This is a genomic window from Streptomyces tropicalis, assembly GCF_029269835.1.
GTDB classification, from domain to species: Bacteria; Actinomycetota; Actinomycetes; order Streptomycetales; family Streptomycetaceae; genus Streptomyces; species Streptomyces tropicalis.
Genome location: NZ_JARJBB010000002.1, coordinates 350,455 through 368,350 on the forward strand (window position 1 = coordinate 350,455; position 17,896 = coordinate 368,350).

The 17,896-nt window shown below is 73.1% G+C and carries 16 protein-coding genes; 7 read left to right on the plus strand and 9 right to left on the minus strand.

The window, feature by feature from the left end:
• Positions 1-186: 186 nt before the first annotated feature.
• Together P3H78_RS05530 and P3H78_RS05535 are read right to left on the minus strand one after the other, a co-directional pair.
• Positions 187-1,434, minus strand: a complete 1,248-nt coding sequence (locus P3H78_RS05530; protein WP_276107632.1) for a hypothetical protein — start codon at positions 1,432-1,434, stop codon at positions 187-189.
• Complete coding sequence (locus tag P3H78_RS05535; protein ID WP_276107854.1) at positions 1,431-2,606, minus strand: ThiF family adenylyltransferase; 1,176 nt, start codon at positions 2,604-2,606, stop codon at positions 1,431-1,433. The genes P3H78_RS05530 and P3H78_RS05535 overlap by 4 nt, the downstream gene beginning before the upstream one ends.
• A 221-nt stretch (positions 2,607-2,827) precedes the next feature.
• On the opposite strand from P3H78_RS05535, the gene P3H78_RS05540 reads away from it, so the two are divergent.
• Positions 2,828-4,165, plus strand: a complete 1,338-nt coding sequence (locus P3H78_RS05540) for a M14 family zinc carboxypeptidase (protein WP_276107633.1) — start codon at positions 2,828-2,830, stop codon at positions 4,163-4,165.
• A gap of 221 nt (positions 4,166-4,386) precedes the next feature.
• On the opposite strand, the gene P3H78_RS05545 is transcribed toward P3H78_RS05540, so the two are convergent.
• Both P3H78_RS05545 and ychF read right to left on the minus strand, forming a co-directional pair.
• Positions 4,387-5,805: an ATP-binding protein gene (locus tag P3H78_RS05545; protein WP_276107634.1), complete on the minus strand. Its 1,419-nt coding sequence runs from the start codon at positions 5,803-5,805 to the stop codon at positions 4,387-4,389.
• 237 nt (positions 5,806-6,042) lie between these two features.
• Entirely contained in the window at positions 6,043-7,131 is a 1,089-nt protein-coding gene (ychF, locus tag P3H78_RS05550; protein ID WP_276107635.1) for a redox-regulated ATPase YchF, read from the minus strand.
• A gap of 318 nt (positions 7,132-7,449) precedes the next feature.
• Between ychF and P3H78_RS05555 the strand changes: the two genes are divergently transcribed.
• Positions 7,450-7,941, plus strand: coding sequence for a DUF6542 domain-containing protein (locus P3H78_RS05555; RefSeq protein WP_438827907.1), 492 nt, complete (start codon positions 7,450-7,452; stop codon positions 7,939-7,941).
• Between the two features lie 135 nt (positions 7,942-8,076).
• Here P3H78_RS05555 and ppgK read toward each other — a convergent pair whose 3' ends face one another.
• Both ppgK and P3H78_RS05565 read right to left on the minus strand, forming a co-directional pair.
• On the minus strand, positions 8,077-8,820 hold the full coding sequence (gene ppgK, locus P3H78_RS05560) for a polyphosphate--glucose phosphotransferase (RefSeq protein WP_276107637.1): 744 nt from the start codon (positions 8,818-8,820) through the stop codon (positions 8,077-8,079).
• 67 nt (positions 8,821-8,887) lie between these two features.
• Positions 8,888-9,904: a 4-hydroxy-3-methylbut-2-enyl diphosphate reductase gene (locus P3H78_RS05565; RefSeq protein WP_276107638.1), complete on the minus strand. Its 1,017-nt coding sequence runs from the start codon at positions 9,902-9,904 to the stop codon at positions 8,888-8,890.
• A 396-nt stretch (positions 9,905-10,300) separates the two neighbouring features.
• Between P3H78_RS05565 and xseA the strand changes: the two genes are divergently transcribed.
• The 3 genes from xseA (at position 10,301) to P3H78_RS05580 (ending at position 12,623) form a co-directional block, all read left to right on the plus strand.
• The gene (xseA, locus tag P3H78_RS05570; RefSeq protein WP_276107639.1) at positions 10,301-11,614 is read left to right on the plus strand and encodes an exodeoxyribonuclease VII large subunit; all 1,314 of its coding nucleotides are present in this window, start codon (positions 10,301-10,303) and stop codon (positions 11,612-11,614) included.
• A 10-nt stretch (positions 11,615-11,624) separates the two neighbouring features.
• Complete coding sequence (locus P3H78_RS05575; RefSeq protein WP_276107640.1) at positions 11,625-11,891, plus strand: exodeoxyribonuclease VII small subunit; 267 nt, start codon at positions 11,625-11,627, stop codon at positions 11,889-11,891.
• A gap of 141 nt (positions 11,892-12,032) precedes the next feature.
• Positions 12,033-12,623, plus strand: coding sequence for a malonic semialdehyde reductase (locus P3H78_RS05580; RefSeq protein WP_276107641.1), 591 nt, complete (start codon positions 12,033-12,035; stop codon positions 12,621-12,623).
• A 178-nt stretch (positions 12,624-12,801) separates the two neighbouring features.
• Here the strand turns inward: P3H78_RS05580 and P3H78_RS05585 are convergent, their stop codons facing one another.
• Positions 12,802-13,326, minus strand: a complete 525-nt coding sequence (locus P3H78_RS05585) for a DUF4245 domain-containing protein (protein WP_276107642.1) — start codon at positions 13,324-13,326, stop codon at positions 12,802-12,804.
• 127 nt (positions 13,327-13,453) lie between these two features.
• On the opposite strand from P3H78_RS05585, the gene glpX reads away from it, so the two are divergent.
• Positions 13,454-14,488, plus strand: coding sequence for a class II fructose-bisphosphatase (gene glpX / locus P3H78_RS05590; protein WP_276107643.1), 1,035 nt, complete (start codon positions 13,454-13,456; stop codon positions 14,486-14,488).
• Positions 14,489-14,587: 99 nt separating this feature from the next.
• Here glpX and P3H78_RS05595 read toward each other — a convergent pair whose 3' ends face one another.
• Together P3H78_RS05595 and P3H78_RS05600 are read right to left on the minus strand one after the other, a co-directional pair.
• Positions 14,588-14,965: a WhiB family transcriptional regulator gene (locus P3H78_RS05595; protein WP_276107644.1), complete on the minus strand. Its 378-nt coding sequence runs from the start codon at positions 14,963-14,965 to the stop codon at positions 14,588-14,590.
• 202 nt (positions 14,966-15,167) lie between these two features.
• Positions 15,168-15,851: a DUF1707 SHOCT-like domain-containing protein gene (locus tag P3H78_RS05600; protein WP_276107645.1), complete on the minus strand. Its 684-nt coding sequence runs from the start codon at positions 15,849-15,851 to the stop codon at positions 15,168-15,170.
• 189 nt (positions 15,852-16,040) lie between these two features.
• Here P3H78_RS05600 and P3H78_RS05605 point away from each other — a divergent pair, with 189 nt between their 5' ends.
• Positions 16,041-17,711: a fumarate hydratase gene (locus tag P3H78_RS05605; RefSeq protein ID WP_276107646.1), complete on the plus strand. Its 1,671-nt coding sequence runs from the start codon at positions 16,041-16,043 to the stop codon at positions 17,709-17,711.
• Positions 17,712-17,896: the final 185 nt, after the last annotated feature.

The window sequence follows — 17,896 nt, forward strand, 5'->3', positions numbered from 1 at the left end:
CCGGGGCAGGGGTACCTGGGCGGACCCCGGACCCCGGACCCCGGAGACGCGGGGAGCCCGCGGTCGCGCCCGTCGGCCCCGTGCCGGCCGGGAGGCGGCGCGGTCGGTCGGCCACGATCCGACCCGCGCTCGATCGAGTCGCCCCGGCGGCGCCGCGCGCACCGCGCGTGCCGGGGAGGACCGCTGTCAGGCCGCCCCCGCGGTTCTGCGTGATCGGCGATTGCGCCACCGGGTGACCGCCCACAGGATGTTCACTCCGCCCAGGGTGATCAGCACGGCCGCCGCATCGGCCCGGCGCGGAAGGCCGTGTCCCGGCCCCAGCCCCCGCACCGCGCGGACCAGCAGGGTGGCGTCGGCGGGAAGCGTGACGGCGGCCATGAACGTCAGACAGGCCGCGGTGCCGACGACGAGGACGACGCTGTAGAGGCGGACGGCCCGGCGCTCGTGCGGGGGCAGCCGGGCGCTCGGGTCGTCACCGGCGCCGACGCTCCGGCCGGGGAGGAGGCGGAACACCGCCCGCCGGCATACGTGGCGGGCGTGAGCGAGGCCGTCGCCGTACAGGTCCCGGCAACCGGTGAGGTCCTGGAGCACGAAGTACAGGTCGGTACGGGTGAACACCATCAGCTGGAAGGGCAGCGGCATCAGGGTCAGCAGCAGGGCCGCGGACAGCATCCGGTGGGCCGTCGTCCCGGTGCCGGGCAGGGAGAGGATCAGGACCAGGGAGGACGCCACGGACAGGTTGAGGGCGACACCGGCCAGATAGGCCGTCAGGCGGTGCCGACGCGGCGCGAGTTCGATACCGCTGATGTCGGTCTGCATGACGAGGAACTGCAGCCGGGTGCCCAGTCGCATCCTCCCCGGCACGCCTGCGGCGCGAGCGGTGATCAGGTGCGCCAGCTCGTGGGCCAGCAGCAGCACCCATCCGGCTGCCGCCCCGGTGAGCAGGACCAGGCTGCCGTGCGGACTCCACAGCAGGGCGCGGTAGCCCGGCAGCAGGCCGGGACGGCGTACCAGGACGACGACGGCGGCCGCCAGCAGCGCTCCGGCGGCCGCGGGAAGCGCCGGGTGCAGGGCGAACCGGACGTGGTGCGGACGGAGCCGTGGCAGTGATGCCCGTGGCGGTTCGCCGTCCGGGATCGCGCGGTCCCCGATGCGCGCCACGAACCCCAGGGCGGCCAGGTCGCGGACGAACTCCGGGATGTCGAAGTCCTCTCCGGTCTCGTCGTGCAGTATCGCCGCCGTGCGGACCACGCTCGTCCCCCGGCCCAGAAGTCTCACCGCCCGCGCCCCGGCCTCCGGCACGGCGACGAAGGTCCGGGTGGCCATCCGGCCCACGATCCATTCGGCGCGGTCGCGCCGCACGGCCAGGTCGTGCAGCAGGACGCGGGTCGACGGCTCGATCCGGGGAAGTCCGTGCGCCGCGGTGCCGGTCACGCGAGGTCTCCGGGGCCCGTCACGGCCGTACCCGTCATGGCCGGTTCCTCCCGGCAGGCGGGGCAGTCGGGGCGCGGGCCCGAGCGCTCCATGATCGGGTCGCCGGGCACCATGAGGTTGAGGCCGAACCGGTATCCGGGGTCGACCGGCGGGACGCCGCAGATCAGCGCGATGGCGGCATGGGCCAGCAGACTGCCGGACAGGCCCGCGGTCACGGCGTTGACCGGGTTCCACGGCATGCGCGGCGAGGCGACGTCCTCGTCCTGACCGGGGGCGAGCCGCAGGTCGCGCCGCTCGGCCTCGGCGATGCGCAGGCACTCCCAGCACGCACCGCGGCGGGGCGCGAAGACCCCGACGCTCACCAGCGGGCCGCGGTAGCCGGCTTCGGCCCACGGCGTGCCGGAGGCCAGGCAGACCTGGTTGGCCCATCTGCGGATCACGGCGGGGCGGTCGGCGGCCAGCAGCAGTACGTCATAGCCCTCTTCGCCGCCGGTCAGCAGCGCTTCGAGGTCGGCGGCCGCACGCACCTCCCGGCGCTCGCCGGTGACCGTCGTCCCCGCGTTCAGGGCCCGCAGGGCCGTCAGTGCCGCGTCGACCTTGGGCGTACCGAGGTCGGACTCGCGGTAGAGCGTCTGCCGGTTGAGGTTGGAGAGCTCCACGACATCGGGGTCGACACAGTGCAACCACCCCACTCCGGAGGCCACCAGGTCCCGCGCGGCGGCTCCACCGGTACCGCCGACGCCGACCAGCAGGACCCGGGCACGACGCAGGCGCACCTGCGGCTCCCAGGCGCTCTCCCGCGGCCGGAGATCCATCCAGCGCAGCAGCGTCATGCCCCTGCCGTACCGCTCACGTTCCCGCACGGACAGCTCCGCCGGTGGCGCGGCACCGGCGTCCTCCACGAACCCGGCCGCGGTGAGGTCCGCCATCGCCTGGACGATGTCCACCGCCGGTAACCGCAGTCCCGGATGGCGACGGGACACCTCTGCGACGATGTCCGCGGCGTTCCTCGTGCCGTCCATGGCCTCGACCAGCGTCCAGACCCAGCCGTCCGGGTCCTCGACCTCGGAACCTATGCCGTGGACGACGCTCCCGATCCTGATGTGGCCGTCCACCGTCCGGTAGGCCCGGTGTTCCGGCTTGATCCGGGGCCTTCGCATCGCTTGCGTCATCTTCACGCCAATCTCGTCAGCACCGGCTCCTCCGGCAGCACCAGTCATTGACAACCGTCACGGCAGGCCCGAACTCTGGCAAGAGCACGTCATTTCTCTGCACCGCAGTCAGCACGGGGAAGGACAGGGCATGGGCAACAGGATCGAGATTCGTCCGCTGGACAAGAAGGAGACCACCGGCGACAGCGGCGGCAACGGCGGCTCCTGATCGGACGGAGGCGATGGACCGCTACCCCACCGTCGCGGACGTCACCGACGGGGCGCGGCGCCTGGTCGACCGGTTCCCCGGAGCCGGCCGGCTGCGCCGCATCGGGACGTCCCGCGGGGGCCGCCCGATTCTGATGCTGTCCGTGGGGCACGGCCCGCGCCACGTCCTGGTGGTCGCCGGGCCGCACCCCGACGAGCCGGTCGGCGGCGCGACCGCGCTCGCGCTGGCGGAGCACGTGGCGCGCGGCGCGGGCCCGTCCGCGGCGACCGGCCCCGCCCTCGTCACCTGGGACATCGTCCTGTGCCTCGATCCGGACGGCGCCGCGGTGAGCGAGGCCGGACACGACGGGGCGGCGACCACGCCCGGCCACACCCTGCAGGGCTACTACCGCTCCGCGTACCGCCCGGTCGCGGCGGAGCAGCCGGAGTGGGCACCGATCGAGGGGCAGGCGCTCCCGGAGAGCCGGATGCTGTTCCGCGTGATCGACGAACTGCGGCCGGTGCTCCAGTGCTCCCTGCACAGCACCGACGTGGGCGGCAGCTGGATCCAGTTGACCAGCGACCTCCCCGGACTGGCCGAGCCGTTCCGGGCGTCCGCCGACGCACTCGGCATTCCCCTCCAGCGCGGCACGTACGACGCCCTGTACTGGGAGAACCCCAGCCCCGCGGTCCACGTCCTGCCGCCGCCGGACAGCACCGCCCGCCTGGCGGCCGGATCGGAGAACATAGGGCGGTCCACCTGGTGCGCACCTCAGCGCTACGGCGGCGTCACGGCCATCGTCGAAGTGCCCATGTGGGCGACCGACCTGGCCGACGACCTGTCCCCGCACCCGGACGCCCACCGCACCCTGCGCGACCTGGCCGGACTGGTCCGGGACGGCGGACGGCAGGTGACCGCCGTCCTGGACAGGGCACGCGGATTCCTGCCGCCGCCGCAGGAGGACCCCCTCAGACGCGTGGTCGAGTGGATGGCCGACGGCCTCTACGACCTGGTCGCCGACTCCTGGGAACCGCTCGCCCGGCAGGCGGCCGCGGCCTCGGGCGAGGACGACCCCCGCCGGCCGACGACGGCTCAGGTCACCGCCCTGGACATCGTGGCCCGCCGGCAACCGCTGCGCGCGGCGGGCCTCCTGCTGCGCCTGCTGAGGGCGTCGGACGACGCCGCCGCCCCGGCACTGCACCAGGAGCTGGACGCCCTCTTCACCGCCTGGTGCACGGACTTCGAGAAGGCCCTCCGGTTGCGCCGGGTGCCCGTGGACCACCAGGTGCAACTCCAGACCGGCATCGTCACGGCAGCGGCCGAGAGCGCGCTGGGGGCCGTCGGTGAAAACGGACGGGCGACCACCCCGTAGACCCGGTCGGCCCGGAATGGGCACCGGCACCGGATCTTGCCCTCCGGACGGCCGGTGAACGCGGCCGCCCGCTGTCGGTCTCGCGGCCCGAGCGACGCCGAGTGGCCACGGTCGCACCATGACCGCACCGCCCGACGGGACGCGTCCGCCGCGCCAAAGGCTGCCCGTGCGGCCTGTGGAAATACGGGGTCATACACGTCGCCGCGCCTGCAGTGCGCCGCTCACAGCCGCCAGGCGGTCAGCAGATCGCCGGGACCGTAGACGGCATCGAGCCCCGGGCAGTCGACTCCGCTGCGCGAGACCGCCACCACCGGAACGGGCTCATCGGTGAGGGCGGCGCGGTGCCGGTGGAGAGCTGCCAGGTCGTGCCGGTCGAAGGGCGACTGCTCCAGCCACTTGACGGAGCCGACGAACAGCAGCTCCTTGGCGACGGGAGCCCGGTCCGCCCCGACGATGTCGATCTCGACGTCGTTGGTGCGGGTCCAGTAGCCGCCCACTGCGGGGGCCGCGGGGAGCCGGTCGTCGGGCAGGGTCCGGGCGAGCGCCTCGCGGACGAGCGGCTCGATCGCCCGGCCGCGCCAGCTGGTCCAGCTCTCCCGGATCCGCGCCAGGGTCAGATCGCCCCGCCCCCGCTCGATCTCCTCCATGGACGGGCCGAGCAGGTGCAGCCAGAACCGCAGGTAGGGATCGGTCACCCGGTAGCGGCGATCCTTCGACGGACGCAGCGACACGGGCAGCTCCGCGGCGACGATCCGCTTGTCCGTGAGCAGCTCCAGCGCTCGCTGCAGCGGCGTGGCCCCGATTCCGCCGGCTGCACGGGCGATGTTGGTGAAGGTCCGCTCGCCACTGCCGATGGCCGCCAGCACCGTACGCGCCTGAGCCTGCGGCGGGAATTCGGCAGCCAGCGAGCGCTCGGCCGACACCAGCAGGGCCGAGACCGGGTCGCTCAGCGCCTCGCCGAGGAAGTCCCACAGCCCGCCACCCCGCGGCCACTCCGCGCAGATCAGCGGCAGCCCGCCGGTGACCAGCGCGGCGTCGAAGGCCTCCGCCGGATCCAGCCCGAGCATCCGCCCGACCTCTGCGGGGTTCAGCGGTCCCAGCACCATCTCCCGGCCGCGCTGGTGGAAGGGCCGTCCGTAGCTGTTCAGAGCCTCCATCATCGACAGATCGGAGCCGATGAGGACCAGCAGCACCGGCTTGGTCTCCAGCACCCGGTCCCAGGCCCGTTGCAGCATCCCCTCGAAGGCGCCCTCGGCATCCATCAGGTACGGCACCTCGTCGATGACCAGCACGCTCGCCCGGTCGGCGGGCAGCGCCGCAGCCAGCACGTCGAACGCGGCATCCCAGCTCTCCGGCCGCGCGGCGGCCACCAGCCGCGCCATCGGCAGCGTCGACGCCTGGGCGTCCCGGGCCAGCCGGGTCAGATCGTCCCCCGGTGACGAACCGGTCGCCGCGTAGAACAAGAACGGGGCTCCGGAGCGCTCCGCGAACCGTTCGACCAGTCGCGACTTGCCTACCCGGCGCCGCCCGCGCAACATCACGCACCGGCCGGGCCGCTCCCCGCCGACCCCTGCCGCCACCTTCTGCAGCTCTCGCTCCAGCGTCGCCAGCTCCTGGCGGCGGCCCACGAAATCGACCACGTCTGCCGACCTCCACCCATGACACTAACGACGATGTTACTAACATTGACGTTAGTGGATGTCCCGCGCCGGCGCGATCCCGGCGCAGCGGGGACGAGGGAGTGATGACGGGGGACGAGGGGGCAGGGCTCCCCGCACTCTCCCTGCGGAGGAAGGGCCAAGGGCCCGACCCCGAAGAGCCGGACCCCTTCCGACCTGCAGGTGTACCAGGTCGGCGACGTGATGGTGTGCCACGCCCTACACGTTGAAGCGGAACTCCACCACGTCCCCGTCCTGCATGACGTAGTCCTTGCCCTCCATGCGGGCCTTGCCCTTGGAGCGGGCCTCGGCGACGGAGCCGGTGTCGACCAGGTCGGTGAAGGAGATGACCTCGGCCTTGATGAAGCCCTTCTGGAAGTCGGTGTGGATGACACCGGCGGCCTCGGGGGCGGTGGCGCCCTTCCTGATCGTCCAGGCCCGGGACTCCTTGGGGCCGGCCGTCAGGTAGGTCTGCAGGCCCAGGGTGTCGAAGCCGACGCGGGCGAGGGTGGCGAGGCCCGGCTCCTCCTGGCCGACGGACTGGAGCAGCTCCAGGGCCTCGTCCTCGTCCAACTCGGCGAGGTCCGCCTCCAGCTTGGCGTTGAGGAAGATCGCCTCGGCGGGGGCGACCAGGGCGCGCTGCTCGTTCTTGAAGTCCTCGTCCGTCAGCTCGTCCTCGTCGACGTTGAAGACGTAGAGGAACGGCTTGGTGGTGAGCAGGTGCAGGTCGTGCAGCAGCTCCTCGTTGCCGGAGCCCTGGACGATGCCCGCGGAGAACAGCGTGTCGCCCTTCTCCAGGATCTCCTTGGCCTCCTCGACGGCCTTCACCTTCGGGGCGATGTCCTTCTTGATCCGCGATTCCTTCTGGAGGCGCGGCAGGACCTTCTCGATGGTCTGGAGGTCGGCGAGGATCAGCTCGGTGTTGATGGTCTCGATGTCGTTCTTCGGGGAGACCTTGCCGTCGACGTGGACGACGTTCTCGTCCTTGAAGGCACGGATGACCTGGCAGATGGCGTCGGACTCGCGGATGTTGGCGAGGAACTTGTTGCCGAGTCCCTCGCCCTCGCTGGCGCCGCGCACGATGCCGGCGATGTCGACGAAGTCGACGGTGGCCGGCAGGATCCGCTCCGACTTGAAGATCGAGGCGAGCTGGGCGAGCCGTCCGTCCGGAACGCCCACGACACCGACGTTGGGCTCGATCGTGGCGAACGGGTAGTTGGCCGCGAGCACGTCGTTCTTGGTCAGGGCGTTGAACAGGGTCGACTTGCCGACGTTCGGCAGACCGACGATTCCGATCGTGAGCGACACGTTGCGACTTCCCGTACGTGAGGATGAGGGGTGAGGAGCTGGGCTGGGGCCCGGGTCCTCCACAGCGGTGCACGGGCCGATCCACCAGTCTACGGCGTGGCCGGGACGTCCCCCACGACGGGCGAACCCTGGGCCAAGGTGGGCCCGACGGCGTGTCCAATGGGCTAATCGGCACATAAGCAGACCTAGGTTGGTCCAATGGAGCACCACAGGACGCGACCTCAGCAGCACGGACCGCGACGCGGCAGGCCGCCTCTGCCCTCCCAGGGGGGAGGTGGCGGCGGGGGGCACCCGGAGCGCGGGGGCGGTGGCCGGAGCATGCCCCGGCCCGGCCCCCGGTCCCCGGCACGGCCCGGCGGCGGCACGGCGGGACGTCGGCCCGCGCGGGGCCCGGCGGGCGGCGGCCCGGCCCTGCGGCAGAGCGGACGCCTGCCCGACCCCCGGCTGACCGGGCTGGGCGGGGGGCTGTTCTGCGTGGTGCTGATGCTCGCCCTGGGTTCCCTGGACGCGCTGCTCCTGGGCGGATCACCGATCGTGTACGGGGTGCTGTTCCTGCCGGTGTGCGTGCTGACGGCGGTGTGGATGCGCCGGGGCGACCTGCTGACCTCGCCCGTCGTGGTGCCGATCGGCTTCGCCGTGGGGCTGGTCCCGGTCGCGGACGGCGGCAGCGGGCTCGGCGGCCGACTGATGGCACTGGTCACCGCCCTCGCCACCCAGGCGGGCTGGCTGTACGGCGGCACGCTGCTCGCCGGGACGATCGCCCTGGTACGCCGGGTCCTCCTGGTGCGGAGCCGCCGGCTCCACGTGTGAGCCCGGGGCGTCCTCCGCACACGGCCCGGCGCCTTCGGGGCTGCGCTCGCACGCAGCCCCGAAGGGGCCGGGCCCGTGGCGGGCGGGCGTCCGGCCCGCCCGGTTCACCCACCCCGTACGGCCCGCCCGACCCCGCTAGGACTTCGCCGCGTGCATCGCCGCGCCCACGATGCCCGCGTCGTTCTGGAGCTGGGCGGGGACGATCTCCGCCTTGATGCCCTCGATCAGGGGCAGGAACTTCTCCGCCTTGCGGCTGACGCCGCCGCCGATGATGAACAGCTCCGGCGAGAACAGCATCTCGACGTGGGCGAGGTACTTCCGGACGCGGCGCGCCCAGTGCTCCCACGTCAGGTCGTGGTCCTCCTTGGCCTTGCTGGAGGCCCGCTTCTCCGCGTCGTGCCCGCCGAGCTCGAGGTGGCCCAGCTCCGTGTTGGGGACGAGGGCGCCGTCGGTGAACAGGGCGCTGCCGATGCCCGTGCCGAAGGTGAGCAGCACGACCGTGCCGCGGCGGCCCCGGCCGGCGCCGAAGCTCATCTCGGCGACGCCGGCCGCGTCCGCGTCGTTGACCACGGTGACCGGGAGGCCGCCGAGGCGGTCGGCGAACAGGGCGCGCGCGTCGGTGTCGACCCAGCCCTTGTCGACGTTGGCCGCCGTGCGGATGGTGGCACCGCCGGTGACCACGCCGGGGAAGGTCAGCCCGACCGGGCCCGTCCAGCCGAAGTGCTCGACGACCTCGCGGACGCCGTCGGCCACCGCGCCCGGCGTCGCCGGGTGCGGGGTGAGCACCTTGCAGCGCTCCTGGGCCAGGTCGCCCTTGTCCAGGTCCACGGGAGCGCCCTTGATCCCGGATCCGCCGATGTCCACGCCGAAGATCTGCATGGCTCCACGTTACGGCGTACGACGGACAGTCACGCCGGGGAGGGGGCGGGCGGGATCCGGGAGGCGGTCAGGCCTGCGGGGTGCCGGAGCCGCCGCGCTCGGCGACCAGGGCGGCCGCCTCCTCGCGCAGGTCCCGGCGCAGCTCCTTCGGCAGCGAGAAGGTGATGGACTCCTCGGCCGCCCTGACCAGCTCGACGTCCTCGAAGCCGCGCGCGGCGAGCCAGGCGAGCACCTGCTCGACGAGGACCTCCGGCACCGACGCGCCCGAGGTGACGCCCACCGTCGAGACGCCCTCCAGCCAGGCCTCGTCGATCTCGTCGGCGAAGTCGACCAGGTACGACGCCCGCGCACCGGCCAGCTTGGCGACCTCGACCAGGCGCTTGGAGTTGGAGGAGTTGCGGGAGCCGACCACGACGACCAGGTCCGCCTGCTCGCCCATCTGCTTGACGGCGAGCTGCCGGTTCTGCGTGGCGTAGCAGATGTCGTCGCTGGGCGGGGAGATGAGCTGCGGGAACTTCTCCTTGAGGGCGTCCACGGTCTCCATGGTCTCGTCGACCGAGAGCGTGGTCTGGGACAGCCAGACGACCTTGGACGGGTCGCGCACCTCGACACCGGCGACGTCGCCGGGACCGTCCACGAGCTGGATGTGCGCGGGGGCCTCGCCGGTGGTGCCGATGACCTCCTCGTGGCCCTCGTGCCCGATGAGGAGGATGTCGTAGTCGTCGCCGGCGAAGCGGACGGCCTCCTTGTGGACCTTGGTCACCAGGGGGCACGTCGCGTCGATGGTGGCGAGGCGGCCGCGCTCGGCCTCCTCGTGGACGACGGGCGCCACGCCGTGCGCGGAGAACATCACGATGCTGCCCGGGGGCACCTCCTCCGTCCGCTCGACGAAGATCGCGCCCTTCTTCTCCAGGGTCTGGACGACGTACTTGTTGTGGACGATCTCGTGCCGGACGTAGATCGGAGCGCCGTACTGCTCCAGGGCTTTCTCGACGGCGATCACGGCGCGGTCCACACCCGCGCAGTAGCCACGGGGGGCGGCGAGCAGGACACGGCGGCCAGGCGAAGCAGTCATGGCACCCATCGTAAGGCCGCGATCGGGGGGCCGAAGATCGCGTACCCCTGCCCGCGGAGGAGGGCCGAGGGGCCCGGGTGGGAGCACCGCGGCGGCACCTGGAGGGAGGCGACGGCCCGCACCCGGACGACGGCGCGCACCGCGGAAGGGGGGCGCGGCGCGCGGCGGCGCGGCCCGGGCCCCGGACACCGGGGCGTGCCGGGGCGGGGCACCGCCCTCGCGTACGGGGCACACGGCCGACACGTGACGGCGCGGAGGGCACGGGCGCACGGGACGCGGAGACGTGCCGGGCGGGGCCCCACCGGTGGGACGGCCCGGGCGCGTGGGGGCCGCATCGGCGGGGCGCGTTCCGGGGGGACGCCGGGACACTGGGGGTTGTCGGCGGTGCGGGCTACCCTCGCGGACATGGCTCTCTCCACGACCCCCGAAACCCCCCTGCCCGTCGGCGAGGTGTCGCGGCTGATCGGGCGCTGGATCGACCGGCTCGGCGCGGTGTGGGTCGAGGGCCAGATCACCCAGCTGTCGCGACGGCCGGGCGCGGGCGTGGTGTTCCTGACGCTGCGCGACCCGTCGCACGACATCTCCGTCGGCGTGACCTGCTACCGCCAGGTGTTCGACACGATCGCCGACGTCGTCGGCGAGGGTGCCCGCGTCGTGGTGCACGCGAAGCCGGAGTGGTACGCCCCGCGCGGGCAGCTGTCGCTGCGGGCCGCCGAGATCCGGCCGGTAGGCGTGGGCGAGCTGCTGGCCCGGCTGGAGCAGCTGAAGAAGACGCTGGCCGGGGAGGGCCTCTTCGCGCGGGAGCGCAAGCGCCCGCTGCCCTTCCTGCCCCAGATGATCGGCCTGGTGTGCGGGCGTGCCTCCGCGGCCGAGCGGGACGTCCTGGAGAACGCCCGGCACCGCTGGCCCGCCGTCCGCTTCGCCGTGCGCAACGTCGCGGTCCAGGGGGTGCACGCGGTCCCGCAGGTCGTGCAGGCCGTGAAGGAACTGGACGCCCGGGACGACGTGGACGTGATCGTCGTGGCCCGCGGCGGCGGCAGCGTGGAGGACCTGCTGCCGTTCTCCGACGAGCAGCTGGTCCGCGCGGTCGCCGCGTGCCGCACGCCGGTGGTGTCCGCGATCGGCCACGAACCCGACACCCCGCTGCTCGACTACGTCGCCGACCTGCGCGCCTCGACGCCGACGGACGCCGCCAAGAAGGTCGTCCCGGACGTCGGCGAGGAGGCCGAGCGGGTGCGGCAGCTGCGGGACCGGGCGCGCCGCTGCGTGGGGGCGTTCGTGGAGCGGGAGGAGCGCGGTCTGGCCCATGCGCTGGCCCGGCCGGTGATGGAGGACCCGCACCGGATGGTCGACGAGCGGGCCGACCACGTGGCGTCGCTGCTGGACCGCGGCCGGCGCACCCTGCGGCACCTGCTGGACCGCGCCGACTCGGAGCTGACGCACACGCACGCGCGTGTGGTGGCCCTGTCCCCCGCCGCGACGCTCGCCCGGGGGTACGCGGTGCTGCAGCGGTCCGACGGTCACGTGGTGCGGGACCCGGCCGAGGTGGCGCCGGACGAGATGCTGCGGGCCCGGGTCGCCGAGGGCGCGTTCTCCGTACGGGTGGAGCCCGCGGGCGCGTCCGGGGAGGCCCACGGGTCCGCGGCGGTCGGCGAGGGCGTTGAGGGGCCCGCGGTGGCGGGCGGTTCCACGGAGTCCGGCGACTCCGTCGGCGCATAGGGTGGTGCGCATGACCAGCGACGTGAGCGGGACGGCCCCGGCGGGCGAGGCGCTCGGCTACGAGCAGGCGCGGGACGAGCTGATCGAGGTCGTCCGGCGGCTCGAGGCGGGCGGGACCAGCCTCGAGGAGTCCCTCGCGCTGTGGGAGCGGGGCGAGGAGCTGGCCAGGGTGTGCCGGCGCTGGCTGGAGGGGGCTCGGGCCCGCCTGGACGCCGCGCTCGCCGAGGAGCCGGACGACGGGTCCGGGTCCGCGTCCGGGTCCGGGTCCGCCGGATGACACACGGACGGGTGTGAACCGAGCCACCCCCGCCCCTCATTAATTGAAGATTGAACTTCTCTGGCGTACGGTCGTCCCGTCAGCCCGGTCCGCGCGGACGCGCTCCGCCCGGATCCGACACCTGCCCGAGAAAGTCGACGCATGTCTCTCGTTCTTGACCCCGCCGCCCAGGACCTGCTCTTCCGCGAGGCCCACACCGCGAACGCCTTCACCGACGAGCCGGTGACCGACGAGCAGGTGCAGGCGATCTACGACCTGGTCAAGTTCGGCCCCACCGCCTTCAACCAGAGCCCGCTGCGCATCACCCTGGTCCGCTCCCCCGAGGCCCGGGAGCGCCTGGTCCAGCACCTGGCCGAGGGCAACCGCGCCAAGACCGCCGCGGCCCCCCTGGTCGCCGTGCTCTCCGCGGACAACGAGTTCCACGAGGAGCTGCCCCGGCTCTTCCCGCACTTCCCGCAGGCCAAGGACGTCTTCTTCGCCCAGCGCCCGGCCCGCGAGGACGCCGCCGCGCTGAACACCGCCCTGCAGGCCGCGTACTTCCTGGTGGGCATCCGTGCCGCGGGTCTGGCCGCGGGCCCGATGACCGGGTTCGACGCGGAGGGCGTCCGCAAGGAGTTCCTGGACGACGACCACACCCCGGTGATGATCGTGAACATCGGCGCGCCGGCCGGCGACGCCTTCCACCCCCGCTCCCCGCGCCTGGACTACACCGAGGTCGTCACCACCGTCTGAGCCCGGCCGCCGAGGACCGCCGGGCCCGCGCAGAGGGCAGGGCCCGCGCGGACGGCACGGCCTTGGCAGACGGCAGCGCCTTCGCCACGCCACGAGGCCCCCGCGTCCTGGACGCGGGGGCCTCGTGGCGTGCGGGCTGCGGGGGCCCGCCGGACGCGCGACGCGCGCGCGGGAGCGGTCAGGACGTCCGCAGGGCCTCGGCCATCACCGCCAGGCGCGCGTAGGACGCCGTGCCCGTCACCGCGGTCGTGGAGCCCCTGGTGCCCTCCAGGACGAGGGTGCGGTAGCGGCCGCCGTCGTACCGCGTCCAGGTGCGGCCGGCGATCCGCTCGGTGGCCTTCGTGGCGTGGCCGCCCTGGCTTGCCGCGTCGAGGAACTCCGAACGCTTCTGGGCGGACTGCTCGATCGCCACGTACTGGCCGTCGGGGTCCTGGAAGCCGAGGTGCCAGGCGTCGTGCTGGTCGCCCTGGAAGCGGACGGAGGTCGCCTTCCAGGTGCCGGGCAGGCCGCTGGGCGCGGCCACCGGGTAGGACGCCGCACGCCGGGCCGTGAGCAGTTCGACGCCGTAGTCGACCCGCTTGAGGTCGGGCGCGTGGTCGTTGTGCGGGATGAAGAAGTACATGACCGCCGCCGCGATCCCGATGAGGCCCAGGGAGAGGATCATGTCCCGGACCGTCTTCTGCTTGCCGTTCGAACCTGCCACGCCCTCTATCGTCGCAGGTGTCCGGAGCGCTCATCCGTGGGGTCCCCTGCTCATTTTGTCTGCCCGGCGATAGAGTCATGGCCAAGCCCCTCTTCCGGCCGTCGTCGTATCAGAAAGGTGCGCTCCGATGACCGAGCACCATCACTTGCCGTCCGAGCTCGATGTCCCCTCCGAGGCTCCCGACCGCAACCTCGCCCTGGAGCTCGTCCGGGTGACCGAAGCCGCGGCCATGGCCGCCGGCCGCTGGGTCGGCCGCGGCGACAAGAACGGTGCCGACGGTGCCGCGGTGCGCGCCATGCGCACCCTCGTCTCCACCGTGTCGATGAACGGCGTGGTCGTCATCGGCGAGGGCGAGAAGGACGAGGCGCCGATGCTCTTCAACGGCGAGCGCGTCGGCGACGGGACCGGGGCCGAGGTCGACATCGCCGTCGACCCGATCGACGGCACCACCCTCACCGCGAAGGGCATGCCGAACGCGATCGCCGTCCTCGCGGCCACCGAGCGCGGCGCGATGTTCGACCCGTCCGCGGTGTTCTACATGGACAAGCTGGTCACCGGCCCGGAGGCGGCCGACTTCGTCGACATCAACGCCCCGGTGTCCGTGAACATCAAGCGGGTCGCCCGGGCCAAGAACTCCACGCCCGAGGACGTCACGGTGGTCATCCTGGACCGGCCGCGGCACGAGGGGCTCATCAAGGAGGTGCGGGACACCGGCGCCCGCATCAAGCTGATCTCCGACGGCGACGTCGCGGGCTCGATCCTGGCGCTGCGCGACGGCACCGGCATCGACCTGCTGCTCGGCGTCGGCGGTACGCCCGAGGGCATCATCTCGGCCTGTGCCGTGAAGTGCCTCGGCGGCACGATCCAGGGCAAGCTGTGGCCGAAGGACGACGAGGAGCGGCAGCGGGCGATCGACGCCGGGCACGACCTCGACCGCGTGCTGACCACGGACGACCTGGTCGCCGGAGAGAACGTCTTCTTCGTCGCCACCGGCATCACCGACGGCGAGCTGATGCGCGGGGTGCGCTACCGCGCGGAGACCGCGACGACCGACTCGATCGTGATGCGCTCCAAGTCGGGCACGGTCCGCCGGATCGACTCCGAGCACCGGCTGAGCAAGCTGCGCGCCTACAGCGCGATCGACTTCGACCGCGCCAAGTAGCGGGCACGGCCGAGCCGTTCGTCGTGCGGCCCGGCCGTGAGCAGTCGTCCGGCGGGACGCCCCCGGGTGTGCGGAGGGCGCCCCGTCCCCGACGCGAGGTCAGCCGGCCGCGGCTATGCGGCCGGCCGGCCGGGCCGTGTTCTTCAGCTCCAGGTCGCGGCGTCGGCGCCGAGCCAGGACGACACGGCGCTCGGCGGCGGTGAGGCCGCCCCACACGCCGTAGGGCTCGGGCTGGAGCAGGGCGTGCTCACGGCACTCGACCATCACCGGGCAGCGCGCGCACACCCGCTTGGCCGCCTCCTCGCGCGACAGCCGCGCGGCGGTGGGTTCCTTGGAGGGGGCGAAGAACAGGCCCGCCTCGTCGCGCCGGCACACCGCCTCGGTGTGCCAGGGCGCCTCCTGATCCCGGTCCCGCGCCGGCCCCCGCTGGGCCGGAACGGCGGCTACCTGCAGGGACGAATGCGGCGGTTGCAGCACGGTCTTCTCCTGACGACGGCTTCGCGAGCGAGAGACGATGCAGCAAGCCCTACCCGCTGTGCGCGCGCCTATGCACTGAGTTCCCACCCGCCAGGCTCGCGGACCCTCGCACACGCCCCGCCTCGGCCACCGCCGGACGCCGGACGCCCTCCGCCGGGCAGCCGGACACCCGTGCCGGCCGCCGGATGCGCGGCCACCGGCGTCACAGGTGCTTGCGCACGCCCTTGTCGGCCTTGCGCTGCACCCGGTCCAGGATGTCCGCGACGATCCTGCCCCGCCGGGGCCGGGCCTCCACGTTGCCCAGGACCGCCCAGCCGTCGACGTACACCACGGGGGCGTCCGCCTCGGCCGAATCCAGCGTGGCCACCTCGAAGTTGCCGAGGACGCCGCCGCCGGTGCCGCGCAGCGACACGTTCTCCGGGACGCGGATCTGGATGTCGCCGAAGACCGACACCGCCCTGATCACGACCTGCTGGTACTCGAAGATCGCCTCGCTGAGGTCGATCTCCACGCTGCCGAAGACCGAGTACGCGTGCAGCCGCCGCCCCGCGCGCCAGCGGCCGCGGCGCACGGCGGCACTGAGGACGGCGACGATGCCGGCGTCGGCCTCGTCGGGCACGGCGCCGGGGGTCGGGCGGGACGGCGCGGAGGTGTACGGCGCGGCGGACACGTGCCGGGCGGCGGGCAGGTCCCGGACGAAGACCTCGAGCTCGCCGGCCGTCCTGGCGTTCAGCACCCCCTCGACGCGCTCGGCGTGCTCGTCCGCGGTCAGCCGACCCTCGGCCAGCGCCTCGCGCAGGATGTCGGCGATGCGGTCGCGGTCGGCGTCCGAGGCGCGCAGTTCGGCGGCGGCGACCCGCGGTGCGGTCTGCTTCTGAAGGTCCACGGCAGCAGCGTACCGAAACGCGATAGATCGCGACTACCCCGCGTCCGCCGTCCGTGGGAATCGGTGCGGTCCGCACGCCGGCCGGAACTGAGCCCGACCTCACAGCTCCCCCGCCGGCGGCAGGTTCTACGCTGGTGAGCGCCCGCCAAGGGAGGCGGGCGCCGTCTGCCGAGTGAGGAATGGGCTGAGATGCCTGAGTTCGCGTACACCGATCTGCTTCCCCAGGGCGAGGACACCACCCCGTACCGGCTGGTGACCTCGGAGGGCGTGTCCACCGTCGAGGGGCCGGACGGGCGGACGTTCCTGCAGGTGGAGCCGGAGGCGCTGCGCAGGCTCGCCGAGGAGGCGATCCACGACATCCAGCACTACCTGCGCCCGGCCCACCTGGCGCAGCTCCGCCGCATCGTCGACGACCCCGAGGCGTCGGCGAACGACAAGTTCGTCGCGCTCGACCTGCTGAAGAACGCGAACATCGCGGCGGCCGGCGTCCTGCCCATGTGCCAGGACACCGGCACGGCGATCGTCATGGGCAAGCGCGGCCAGAACGTGCTGACCGAGGGCGGCGACGAGGCCGCCCTGTCCCGCGGCATCTACGACGCCTACACGCGGCTGAACCTGCGCTACTCGCAGATGGCCCCGCTGACGATGTGGGAGGAGAAGAACACCGGCTCCAACCTCCCGGCGCAGATCGAGCTGTACGCGGCGGACGGCGGCGCCTACAAGTTCCTGTTCATGGCGAAGGGCGGCGGCAGCGCCAACAAGTCCTTCCTGTACCAGGAGACGAAGGCCGTCCTGAACGAGTCCTCCATGATGAAGTTCCTGGAGGAGAAGATCCGTTCGCTCGGCACGGCCGCCTGCCCGCCCTACCACCTGGCCATCGTGGTCGGCGGCACCTCCGCCGAGTATGCGCTGAAGACCGCGAAGTACGCCTCCGCGCACTACCTGGACGAGATCCCCGCCGAGGGCTCGGCGCTCGGCCACGGCTTCCGCGACAAGGAGCTGGAGGAGAAGGTCTTCGAGCTGACGCAGAAGATCGGCATCGGCGCGCAGTTCGGCGGCAAGTACTTCTGCCACGACGTGCGCGTGGTCCGCCTGCCGCGGCACGGCGCGTCCTGCCCGGTCGCCATCGCGGTGTCCTGCTCCGCGGACCGCCAGGCCGTCGCGAAGATCACCGCCGAGGGCGTCTTCCTGGAGCAGCTGGAGACCGACCCGGCCCGCTTCCTGCCGGAGACGACGGACGAGCACCTGGACGACTCCTCGGACGTGGTCCGCATCGACCTCAACCAGCCGATGGACACGATCCTCGCCGAACTGACCCGGTACCCGGTGAAGACCCGGCTGTCGCTGACCGGCCCGCTGGTCGTGGCCCGCGACATCGCGCACGCCAAGATCAAGGAACGCCTGGACGCGGGCGAGGAGATGCCGCAGTACCTCAAGGACCACCCGGTCTACTACGCCGGCCCCGCCAAGACCCCCGAGGGCTACGCGTCGGGCTCCTTCGGCCCGACGACGGCCGGCCGGATGGACTCCTACGTGGAGCAGTTCCAGGCCGCGGGCGGCTCGAAGGTCATGCTCGCCAAGGGCAACCGCAGCAAGCAGGTCACGGACGCGTGCGCCGCGCACGGCGGCTTCTACCTGGGCTCCATCGGCGGCCCCGCCGCGCGCCTGGCCCAGGACTGCATCAAGAAGGTCGAGGTCCTGGAGTACGAGGAGCTCGGCATGGAGGCCGTCTGGAAGATCGAGGTCGAGGACTTCCCGGCGTTCGTCGTCGTCGACGACAAGGGCAACGACTTCTTCCAGAACCCGGCCCCCGAGCCGACGTTCACCACCATCCCGGTGCGCGGGCCCGGCCTGGCGTAGGGCAGCACGGGCCGGCCGCTGCGGCCGGCCCGCACGGCGTCGTACGGGCGGCTCCCACCGGGGTGCGGGGGGGGCCGCCCGCCGCATGTCCGCGCCACCCGTCCGCCGCGCCGCCGCAAGGCGGTCCGCGGTGCGCGGCGGGCGATGCTGGAGCGGCCGGTGGGAGGGAATACCGCACCGGCGGA